This window comes from Lichenihabitans sp. Uapishka_5, from assembly GCF_033947565.1.
Lineage (GTDB): Bacteria > Pseudomonadota > Alphaproteobacteria > Rhizobiales > Beijerinckiaceae > Lichenihabitans.
Map to the genome: position 1 here is coordinate 1 of NZ_JARPVX010000047.1, position 11,045 is coordinate 11,045.

An 11,045-nucleotide genomic window follows, 5' to 3' on the forward strand; every position below is an offset into this window, starting at 1 on the left:
CGCCCGACCGGCGCCGGCAGCCGTGGCGCGCAGCCAGCCGGTGCGACGCACGCCGCCCGCGGCCCCACCCAAACCGGATGTCGTGGTGGCGGTGTTCGGCGACGATTTCGCGCTGTCGGCCGCCCGCGGCCTCAACGACACGGACAGCCCTGACGGCGTCCGGCAGGTGCTCGATCGCAGCGACGACGCCGTCGGCGTGGTGGCGACCGATGCCGCGGCCTGGGACAAGGCCATCGAGGAAGCCCGCACGCAGGCCGGTCGTCTCGATGCCGCCGTGATAATGCTCGGCAGCAACGACACGACGACGCTGGCCGATCCGCAGGGCGTGAAACTTCTGCCTGGAAGCCCGGCGTGGCGGCAGAGCTATGGCGACCGGGTGGCGCGTCTGGCCGACCGGTTCCGGGACAAGCACGTGCCCCTGATCTGGCTGGGGCTACCCATCGTCCGCGACGCCACCCAGGCGCAACTCTACGCGGCCATCAACGAGGTCGTGCAGGACCGTGCCGTGCGTGAAGGGGCTGCTTTCGTGGACAGCTGGCAGCCTTTCGCGGACGAGAACGGCGACTTCAGCCCGACGGGGCCGGATGTGAACGGCCGACCCACGACGTTGCGCTGGTCGAATGGCTGGAATTTTACCCGGGCCGGGGCGAAGAAGCTGGCAAGCTTCCTGCTGCCCGAGCTGAAGCGCCTGCGCGACAGGGCGCGCTCCAGCCGCGAACTCGCCGCGGTGCCGCAGCAGAACACCGACGTGTTCGATCAGGCGCTATCCATCGACGTCAATGCGCAGATCCTGCGTGAGGCCGGCCTGCCGGTTCCCGGCCCGACCATACCGGCCAAGCCGGGCCCGGTGCTGACGCTGACCGCGGTGCCGAGCTCGGAGGACGGGCACCTCGTCAGCATCGCTGCCGCCTCGTCGCCACTCCAGGCGACGGCCGGCCAGCATGCAGGGCGGACGGACGATTTCGCTTGGCCGCGCCGTTAGAGCGGATTCCTTTCACGTTGCATCGTAACCGGCTGCGGCGAAGAAGTTGGCGCACTCGTGCGGCGTGAACGTGTCGATGAGCCTGCCGATGGCGGCCCAGAGGCTTGGGGTGGTCCGGGCAGCTGTTTTGCGGAGAAGCGCCTTGAGCTTGGAAAAGGCGTTTTCGATCGGGTTAAAGTCCGGGCTGTAGGGTGGGAGATAAAGGAGGCGGGCCCCGGCCGCTTCGATCATGGCGCGGACCTGCGGGCCCTTGTGGCTGGACAGATTGTCCATGACCACGACGTCGCCGGGGCTCAGTTCGGGGACGAGCACCTTGGCCACATAGGTCTCGAACGCGGTTCGGTTGATGGCCCCGTCGATCACGAAGGGGGCCACGATGCCGCTCGAGCGCAGGCCGGCCACGAAGGTTGTCGTTTTCCAATGGCCATGGGGCACGCCGACCCGCAGCCGCTCGCCCCGAGGCGCTCGGCCATAGCGACGCGCCATGTTTGTTGATGCCCACGTCTCGTCCAGGAAGACCAGGCGCTCCGGGTCGAGATCGAGCTGGTTGTCGAACCAGTCCTCGCGCTGTGTCAGAATATCCGGCCGGTCCTGTTCGGCGGCGTGGGCGGTCTTTTTTTGCGCGTGATGCCGTGGCGCCGGAAATAGCGCCACAGCGCCGTCACGCTGGTGTGGGCACCCTGACCCGCCAGCTGCTCCTTCAACTCCGGCAACGTGATGTCCGGCTCAGCCGCGAGAGCTGCCGCGATCAGCCCGGCATGGGCTTCCGTGCGGTGGGAAAGCCGATCACCGCCCTGCGGCTTGGGCCGCGCATCCCCTCCGGCGCGGCGCAAGGCCTGCCAGCGGATCGCGCTCGAAGCGCTGACACCGAACCGACCTGCGGCCTGCCGGCAAGACAGACCGTCGTCGATGGCGGCAAGAACACGGGATCGAAGGTCGAAGTGCAGCGATCGAGGCATAGTGGCCGGCCTCCCAACGCCAGCCATAACCCTGAATCAGATCGCATCCTGATCCGCTACCTCGCCGACTCAATCAGCGCGCAATCCGCTCTAGACTGACGGCTTCTCGACTGCCGCTCTGGGCCTAACAACATCCCGCGCCACGCTGCCGCCGCAACCCTGAGGCTTGATGCTCAGCTCAAGCTCTCAGGACCCCAGCGCAGGCATGATCGTCAAACTCGTCACCGCCATTCTGTCGGCCCTCATCCTGTCGGCCGTGCTCGGTGCCTTGCCGTGCGAAGCTACGGGAACCATGCCCAAGGCTGAAAAGAAGGAGTGGCGCGATGACGCGAGGGTGGCATCGACCGTCGCCACCCTGCTCCGGCCGACGGCCGCGCAAGGTGGCGATCCTGCCGCCGAGGCCCTCTGAGCAAAGCTGAACAGCCTTTCCCGGGCCGGTCAGGGCCCGGGTCGTTGCCGCTTCAGCGCGGCAGTGTCGTTGCACCCATGAGGTGCTTGTCGACCGCGTGGGCGGCCTGACGGCCTTCGCGGATGGCCCAGACCACGAGAGACTGGCCGCGCCGCATGTCGCCGCACACAAACACCTTGTCGACCGACGACCGATAGGCCTTCTGGTCGGCCTGCACGTTGCCGCGACCGTCGAGCGTGACGCCGAGCTCCGTCAACAACCCGTCATGCACGGGCGACACGAAGCCCATGGCCAGCAGGACGAGGTCGGCCTTGAGCGGAAATTCGGTGCCGGGCACCGCCTTGTATTTGTCGTCGACCCGCACGCATTCGATGCCGGTGACGACGCCTTCGTCGCCCAGCAGCTTGACGGTGTTGACTGCGAAGTCGCGGTTGGCGCCCTCTTCCTGGCTCGACGAGGTCCGCATCTTCAGCGGCCAATCGGGCCAGGTGAGCATCTTGTTTTCCTTGGCGGGCGGCTCGGGCATGATTTCGAGCTGCGTCACCGACAAGGCGCCCTGGCGTATGGAGGTGCCGATGCAATCGGACCCCGTGTCGCCGCCGCCGATCACCACCACATGCTTGCCGTGCGCCAGGATCGGGTCGTTGGTGCGCAGCGGCTCCTTCATCAGGCGCCGGTTCTGCTGCGGCAGGAACTCCATGGCATAATGCACGCCGCGCAGGTCGCGGCCGGGGATCGGCAGGTCGCGCCCCTTCTCGGCGCCGCCCGCCAGGATCACGGCATCGTATTGCGCCGTCAGTTCCGCGGCCTTCACGTCGATGCCGACATGGACGCCGCAATGGAACGTCACGCCCTCGCCCTGCATCTGCTCGATGCGGCGGTCGATATGGCGCTTCTCGAGCTTGAACTCCGGGATGCCGTAGCGCAGCAGGCCGCCGGCCTTCTGGTTCTTCTCGTAGACGTGCACGTCGTGCCCGGCGCGCGCGAGCTGTTGCGCACAGGCGAGGCCGGCCGGGCCGGAGCCGATCACCGCAACGGACTTACCCGTTTTCAGCTTGGCCGGCTCGGGCTTGATCCAGCCTTCCGCCCAGGCCTTGTCGGCAATGGCGTTCTCGATCGTCTTGATGGTGACCGGCGCGTCCAGCAGATTGAGCGTGCAGGATTGCTCGCAGGGTGCCGGACAGATGCGGCCGGTGAATTCGGGAAAGTTGTTGGTGGAATGCAGGTTGCGCGAAGCTTCCTGCCACTTGCCCGAATAAACCAGATCGTTCCAGTCGGGGATCTGATTGTTGACCGGGCAACCGTTGTGACAATACGGGATGCCGCAATCCATGCAGCGCGCGCCCTGTTCCCGCACGGCGGGTTCGGACAACGGCAGCACGAATTCCTTGTAGTGACGGATCCGGTCCGAGGCCGGCGCATAGCGCCGGTCCCGTCGGTCGATTTCCAGAAAGCCGGTGACCTTCCCCATTTATTCCCCCGCGAGGGCCATCAAGGGCGCCTCTTCTTCCACGTCCGAGATCAGTTCCGACAGGGCGCGCCGGTATTCCACCGGCATCACCTTCTTGAATCTGGGCAGCAGGCCATGCCAGTCGGCCAGAATGGCCTTGGCGCGCTCCGAGCCGGTCAGCTTGGCGTGCTGGCTGACGAGATGATGCAGCCGACGCTCGTCGTGGCGCGTCATGTCGCTCTGCACCTTGACGTGGTCGACGTGGCTGAGGTCGTTGGTTTCATGGAACTGCCGTTCCGCCACCGACAGCTCAGCCGGCACGGATTCGAGTTCCACCATCGCCATGTTGCACTTTCGTGCAAAGTCGCCCGCTTCGTCGAGCACATAGGCGATGCCGCCCGACATGCCGGCCGCGAAGTTGCGGCCCGTCGGCCCGAGCACCACCACAGTGCCGCCCGTCATATATTCGCAGCCATGGTCGCCCGTGCCCTCGACCACCGCGGTGGCACCCGAGTTCCGCACCGCGAAGCGCTCGCCCGCGACGCCGCGGAAGAAGCATTCCCCCGCGATGGCGCCATACATCACCGTGTTGCCCACTATGATCGAATGTTCGGGCACGATCTGGGTGGCCTCACGCGACGGGTAGACGATCAGCCGGCCGCCCGACAGCCCCTTGCCGACATAGTCGTTGGCCTCGCCCTCGAGCTCCAGCGTCACACCCTTGGCCACGAAGGCGCCGAAGCTTTGGCCGGCGGTGCCGTTGAACTTGGCGTGAATGGTGCCGGCCGGCAGGCCGGCATGGCCGTAGCGCCTCGCCACCTCGCCAGACAGCATGGCCCCCGTGGTGCGGTCGACGTTGGTGATCGGCAACTCGAACCGCACGGCTTCCTTGCGGTCGAGCGCCGCCTGGCTCTTCTCGATCAGGGTGCGGTCGAGCACCCGGCCGAGGTTGTGGTCTTGCTCATCCGTGTTGTGGAGGCTGTCTCCAGCCGTCATCTCCGGGCGGTGGAACAGCTTGGCGAAGTCGAGCCCGTTGGCCTTCCAATGCTCGATGGCGCGGTCGCGGTCGAGCATGTGGATCTGGCCCACCATCTCCTCGAAGGTGCGATACCCCATCTGGGCCATCAGCTCGCGCACTTCTTCGGCGACGAAGAAGAAGAAGTTGATGACATGCTCGGGCTGGCCGACGAACTTGCGACGCAGCACCGGGTCCTGGGTGGCGACGCCCACCGGGCAGGTGTTGAGGTGGCACTTGCGCATCATGATGCAGCCGGCGGCGATCAGCGGCGCCGTGGCGCAGCCGAATTCGTCGGCGCCGAGCAACGCCCCCACCACGATGTCGCGTCCCGTGCGCAAGCCGCCATCGACCTGCACGGTGATGCGCGAGCGCAGACGGTTCAGCACCAGGGTCTGCTGGGTTTCGGCAAGGCCGATCTCCCAAGGGCTGCCCGCATGCTTGATGGAGGTCAACGGCGAAGCGCCGGTGCCACCCTCGAAGCCCGCGATCGTCACATGGTCGGCCCGCGCCTTAGAAACGCCCGCCGCCACCGTTCCGACGCCGATCTCGGCCACCAGCTTGACCGACACTTTGGCCACCGGATTGACGTTCTTCAGGTCGTAGATGAGCTGCGCCAGATCCTCGATCGAATAGATGTCGTGGTGCGGCGGCGGCGATATGAGGCCGACGCCCGGGGTCGAATGGCGAACCTTGGCGATGGTGGCGTCCACCTTATGGCCGGGCAACTGCCCGCCCTCGCCGGGCTTCGCGCCCTGCGCCATCTTGATCTGGATCATATCGGCGTTGACGAGGTATTCGGTCGTCACACCGAAGCGGCCCGAGGCCACCTGCTTGATGGCCGAGCGCATCGAGTCGCCATTCGGCAGCGGCTTGAAGCGATCGGATTCCTCGCCGCCCTCGCCGGTGTTCGACTTACCGCCGATGCGGTTCATCGCGATCGCCAGCGTGGTATGGGCCTCGCGCGAGATGGAGCCGAAGCTCATGGCACCGGTCGAGAAGCGCTTGACGATGGACGCGACGGACTCGACCTCCTCGAGCGGCACGGGCTGACGCCCGTCTTCTTCGGCGGTCTTCAGGCGGAACAGCCCGCGAATGGTCAGCAGCCGCTCGTCCTGCTCGTTCAGCAGCTTGGCATAGGCACGATACTGGTCCTGGCTGTTGCCGCGCACGGCGTGCTGCAGCAGCGACACCGATTGCGGCGTCCAGGTGTGGGCCTCGCCCCGCACCCGGTAAGCGTAGTCGCCGCCGACATCGAGGGCGGAGCGGTAGATCGGGTTCTCGCCGAAGGCATCCGTGTGGCGCTTCACCGCCTCGATCGCCACCTCGCGCAGGCCGATGCCCGAAATCGACGAATGTGTGCCGGTGAAATACTGCGCGATGAAGGCGTCGCCGAGCCCGACCGCGTCGAAGATCTGGGCGCCGCAATAAGACTGGTAGGTGGAAATGCCCATCTTGGACATCACCTTCAGCAGGCCCTTGTCGACCGACTTGATGAAGCGGGTGGCCGAGTCCTTTTCGTTGACCTCTTCGGGGAATTCCTTCGCCAAAGCCTTCAGCGACTCGAAAGCAAGATAAGGGTTGATGGCCTCGGCGCCGTAGCCCGCCAGACAGGCGAAGTGATGCACCTCGCGCGCTTCGCCGGTTTCGACCACGAGGCCGACCGAGGTGCGCAGGCCCTTGCGGATCAGGTGATGGTGCACGGCCGCGGTCGCCAGCAGCGCCGGGATCGGGATGCGATCCGGCCCCATCATGCGATCCGAAAGGATGATGATGTTATAGCCGCCATCGACCGCCGCCTCGGCGCGGTCGCACAAACGGTCGAGGCTGTCGCCCATGCCGTCGGCGCCGAGCTTCGCCGCATAGGTGATGTCGAGCGTCTTGGTGTCGAAGGCTTCCTCAAAAAACGAGATGCAGCGGATCTTCTCGAGATCGTCGTTGGTGAGGATCGGCTGGCGCACTTCGAGGCGCTTGCGCTTCGAGGTGCCCTCGATGTCGAAGATGTTCGGCCGCGGCCCGATGAACGAGATCAGGCTCATGACGAGCTCCTCGCGGATCGGGTCGATCGGCGGGTTCGTCACCTGGGCGAAATTCTGCTTGAAGTAGTTATAGAGCAGCTTCGGCTTGTCGGAGAGCGGCGCGATGGGCGTGTCGGTGCCCATGGAGCCGGTCGGCTCCTCGCCCTTGGCGCCCATCGGAGCCAGCAGGGTGGTGAGGTCTTCCTTCGAATAGCCGTAGGCCTGCTGCTTATCGAGCAACGGCACGTCGGTGCGGGCGGCCCGCGCCTCGACGTTCTGCAGGTCTTCGAGCACGATCTGGGTGCGCTTCACCCAATCCGCATAGGGGTGCGAGGCCGCAAGCTCGGTCTTCACCTCGTCGTCCGAGATGATGCGTCCCTGCTCGAGGTCGACGAGCAGCATCTTGCCCGGCTGCAGGCGCCACTTGGTGACGATGCTCGACTGCGGGATCGGCAGCGTGCCGGATTCCGAGGCCAGCACCACGAGGTCGCCGTCGGTCACGAGATAGCGCGCGGGCCGCAGGCCGTTGCGGTCGAGCGTGGCGCCGATCTGACGGCCGTCCGTGAAGGCGACCGCAGCCGGCCCGTCCCACGGCTCCATCAAGGCCGCGTGATATTCGTAGAAGGCGCGTCGGCTTTCATCCATCAGCGGATTGCCGGCCCAGGCCTCGGGGATCAGCATCATCATGGCGTGGCTGAGCGAGTAGCCGCCCTGCACCAGGAATTCGAGCGCGTTGTCGAAACACGCCGTGTCGGACTGCCCCTCGTAGGAGATCGGCCACAGCTTGTAGATGTCGGGCCCGAACAAAGGCGATTCCACCGACGCCTGACGGGCCGCCATCCAGTTGACGTTGCCGCGCAGCGTGTTGATCTCGCCGTTATGGGCGACCATGCGATAGGGGTGGGCCAGCGACCAGGACGGGAAGGTGTTGGTCGAGAAACGCTGGTGCACGAGCGCCAGGGCCGACTGGAACGTCGGGTCCTTCAGGTCGGGATAAAACTGACCGAGCCGGGTCGCCAGCAGCAGACCCTTGTAGACCACCGTGCGGGACGACAGGGACACGGGGTAGAACCCCTCCACCCGGGCATCGTCCATGGCGTGCACGACGCCCGAGATCACCTTGCGCAGGATGAACAGGCGACGGTCGAAAGCCTCCTGATCGGCGCCCATGTCGCCGCTGCCGATGAAAAGCTGCACGCAGGCCGGGGCATGCGGCACCACGCTCTCGCCCAGCACGGACGGGTCGGTCGGCACATCGCGCCAGCCGAGCAGCGGCTGGCCTTCGCGGCGGCAGGTTTCGGCCACGACTTCGGCCACGATGCGACGGCCTTCGGGGTCACGCGGCATGAAGAAGAAGCCTACCGCGTAGCGGCCCGGCTCCGGCAGCGTGAAGCCGAGCGCCTTCACCTGCTCGACGAAAAATCCATGCGGAATCTGCACCAGCATGCCGCAGCCGTCGCCCGCATGCTGATCGGCCCCCACGGCGCCCCGGTGGTCGAGGTTGGCCAGGATCTGCAGACCCATGCCGACGATGTCGTTCGACTTGCGGTTCTTCATGTCGGCCACGAAGCCGACCCCGCAGGCGTCCTTCTCACGCGTCGGATCGTAGAGGCCCTGAGCCTTGGGCAGGGCCGGATCGATCATCGGACGTTTGGTCGCGGGATGACCCGCGATCGACGCCGAAACGAGACCCTGCTTGTCGCTCACGCCCATGACCGACCTCCCTGCTGGCACCAGCAGCCCCAAGCCGATCCGTCCACCGCCCAGCATGGCGGAGAAGGTCAGTGAGACTGTCCTATTTACGAGTGCTCACCCTTACAGAAACTCTTGAACCGTTCAAGGGTGCGCGGCGTCCGTGCGACGCAAATCAAGGCCGCTTTTCCGCCTCCACCGCACTGGGTTCGATCGCGGCATGATCGAACCCTGCGGCGAAGTCGCGATGCTGCAAATCGACGCCCTCACCACGCAGCAGCGTCACCCTGGTCGCCTTTCCGTCGCGCCAAACACGCAGGTCCACCGTGATGTCGGGGCCGACATTCAGATTGTACACGTCGAAGCCCGGCAACCAGTCCGGCAGGTGGGCATCGGTGAAGATCGTTCTCCGCGCCACATCGACGAACGGACCCAGGATGGCGCGCACGAAACAGAACACCGATCCGGCCGCCCAGGCCTGCGGCACGTTGGCGCCGAGATATTGCACCGGGAACGGCGAATCGTCCCGGCTGGTGCCGGCGAACACCTCCGGCAGGCGGCTCGACATGAACCGGTCGGCGGCATCCACCAGACCCTTGGCGATCCGGTTCGCCTCGTCGTGGAACCCATAGCGCTTGAAGCCGAGCGCGATGAAGCCGTTGTCGTGCGGCCATACGGCGCCAAGCTGATAATCATGCGGATTATAGGCCGGGTGGTGGGCCGAAAGCGTACGGACGCCCCAGCCGCTCCACATGTCGTCGGCCATCAGGCGCTTGACCACAGCCGCGGCCCGCTCGGGCGGCACGATGCCGGACCACAGCAGGTGGCCGGGGTTCGAGGCGATGCTCATCACGCGCCGCTTCTGCGGGTCGAGGCAGAACGCGTAGAACTGCTGGGCCTCGTCCCAGAACACGGCGTTGAAGCGGGTGTAAAGGTCATGCGCCTTTAAGCGCAGGGTGGCGGCCTTATCGCCCTCGCCGAGCGCGTCATAGATCGCGGCCATGCGGAGCCACGCGTCGTAGACGTAGCCCTGCAGCTCACACAAAGCCTTGGGGGCCGGCACGTCGTCGCCGTTCTCGTACAGCACGGCGTTGCCGGAATCCTTCCAACCCTGGTTCTCGGCGCCCTTCGGGCTGCGGCGCCGGTATTCCTGGAAGCCGTCGCCATCAAGGTCGCCATGATGGTCGATCCATTCCAGGCAGCGTTCGGCGGTGGGCAGGTGCGTCTCGATCAGCGCCTTGTCGCCCGAATAAACCCAGGCGTGGTGCAGCAGGATGATGTAGAGCGGTGTCGCATCGGCGGTGCCGTAATAAGGCCGATACGGCACGAGGCCGAGCTCCGCCAATTCGCCGCGCCGCAGCTCGTGCGGGATCTTGCCCGGCTGCATGTCGCGGCTGTCGTCGGTTCCGGTGGCCTGGTAATGGGCCAGGATCTCGAGCGCCCCGCGGGCGAAATCCGGATAGATCGGCACCGTCTGGATTGCGGTGATCAGACTGTCGCGGCCAAACAAGGCCGCGAACCACGGGATGCCGGCGGCCGGGATGAAGCATTCGCCGTCGTTGCCACTGATCGGCAGCCGGAGGGCCGCGAGGTCATCGAGCGACTGGTCGTAGAGCTGCTGCAAGGCCGTGTAGGGTGTGGCGAGCCGCGTCGCCTGGGCACGCCATTTGTCGAGCGCCTTGGCTTGAGCCGAATCCTTGCCCGATGCGAAATCGGCGTCGGACGGCGGTTGCCGCACGTCGCCGTCGATGGCTTGGTAGTCGAGCTGGGTGGTCCAGGTGCCCTGGGGGTCGATGCGCAGCGGAAAGCAGAGCGCACCATTGACCAGAACGGGCTTCGGCAGGTCATCGACGGGCGACACCGCCAAGCCCCGCCGGAATGTCTGGTTGATATGCACGGTCTCGAGCCGGCCCTCGGTCGCGGCCCAGCTGGTTTCCGACCGGCCGCGGCTGACGATACGGTGCGACTTCACATCGAAGATGTCGGCAAAATCGCACGCCATGGCAATCGTCAGCGCGGTGTCGACCGCCGTGCGGTTGTGATTGCGGACGGTGAGCGTTTCGCGCATGCCGCCTTGCGACAGGATGCGCGACAAGGTGAGGCTCACCGAGCCGGCCGGGATCTCGCCGCTATCGATCGGCAACGCCCGGTTGGTCATCACGACCTGGCAGGCGAAATGCGAGATGCCGGCGGAACTCAGGAGCTGCCAGGGCTTGCCGTCGATCTCGATCGTCCAGGCGCTGAGAAGACGGGTGTCGCGATAAAACAGTCCGCGCTCGCTCGGCTGATGCACCTGCCCGTCCTGCTCGGTGATCAGCACGCATTCGCCGAGATTGACCGTGATCTGAGCCGGTCCGACGCTGATCTCGTAGGTCATCTCAAGGCGATCTCCGCGCGATCGAGGGATCGCGAGGGGGAACTATGGTTCAGAGCACGAAGGTCAAAGCGATAGGCGTCGATTCCGGCGCAGAAGGGCGCTGCCTCCCCCCAACCCCAGACCGGTTAAGCCAACCTCCGTCA

The 11,045-nt window shown here is 65.9% G+C and carries 6 protein-coding genes; 2 read left to right on the forward strand and 4 right to left on the reverse strand.

What is annotated here, in order from left to right:
* A partial coding sequence (locus tag P7D22_RS15100) for an SGNH/GDSL hydrolase family protein (RefSeq protein ID WP_319935077.1) occupies positions 1 to 982 on the forward strand: 982 nt, incomplete at its 5' end.
* A gap of 12 nt (positions 983 to 994) precedes the next feature.
* Here the strand turns inward: P7D22_RS15100 and P7D22_RS15105 are convergent.
* A protein-coding gene (locus P7D22_RS15105) for an IS630 family transposase (protein ID WP_319935078.1) occupies positions 995 to 1,941 on the reverse strand; the annotation gives its coding sequence in 2 pieces (ribosomal slippage) (positions 995 to 1,605 and positions 1,605 to 1,941; 948 coding nt in all).
* 205 nt (positions 1,942 to 2,146) lie between these two features.
* Between P7D22_RS15105 and P7D22_RS15110 the strand changes: the two genes are divergently transcribed.
* Entirely contained in the window at positions 2,147 to 2,350 is a 204-nt protein-coding gene (locus P7D22_RS15110; protein WP_319935079.1) for a hypothetical protein, read from the forward strand.
* Between the two features lie 52 nt (positions 2,351 to 2,402).
* Here P7D22_RS15110 and P7D22_RS15115 read toward each other — a convergent pair whose 3' ends face one another.
* The 3 genes from P7D22_RS15115 to P7D22_RS15125 all read right to left on the reverse strand — a co-directional run bounded on the left by P7D22_RS15115 (position 2,403) and on the right by P7D22_RS15125 (position 10,902).
* Positions 2,403 to 3,821 carry a glutamate synthase subunit beta gene (locus P7D22_RS15115; protein ID WP_319935080.1) on the reverse strand — a complete coding sequence of 473 codons (1,419 nt, stop codon included), beginning with the start codon at positions 3,819 to 3,821 and terminating at the stop codon, positions 2,403 to 2,405.
* Positions 3,822 to 8,546, reverse strand: a complete 4,725-nt coding sequence (gltB, locus tag P7D22_RS15120) for a glutamate synthase large subunit (protein ID WP_442916096.1) — start codon at positions 8,544 to 8,546, stop codon at positions 3,822 to 3,824.
* Between the two features lie 154 nt (positions 8,547 to 8,700).
* Positions 8,701 to 10,902: an amylo-alpha-1,6-glucosidase gene (locus tag P7D22_RS15125; RefSeq protein WP_319935081.1), complete on the reverse strand. Its 2,202-nt coding sequence runs from the start codon at positions 10,900 to 10,902 to the stop codon at positions 8,701 to 8,703.
* Between the last annotated feature and the right edge of the window lie 143 nt (positions 10,903 to 11,045).

Coding starts and splice junctions, on each gene's coding strand:
- P7D22_RS15110 (WP_319935079.1), top strand. CDS start 2,147: ATGATCGTCAAACTCGTCACCGCCATTCTGTCGGCCCTCATCCTGTCG.
- P7D22_RS15115 (WP_319935080.1), bottom strand. CDS start 3,821: ATGGGGAAGGTCACCGGCTTTCTGGAAATCGACCGACGGGACCGGCGC.
- gltB (WP_442916096.1), bottom strand. CDS start 8,546: ATGGGCGTGAGCGACAAGCAGGGTCTCGTTTCGGCGTCGATCGCGGGT.
- P7D22_RS15125 (WP_319935081.1), bottom strand. CDS start 10,902: ATGACCTACGAGATCAGCGTCGGACCGGCTCAGATCACGGTCAATCTC.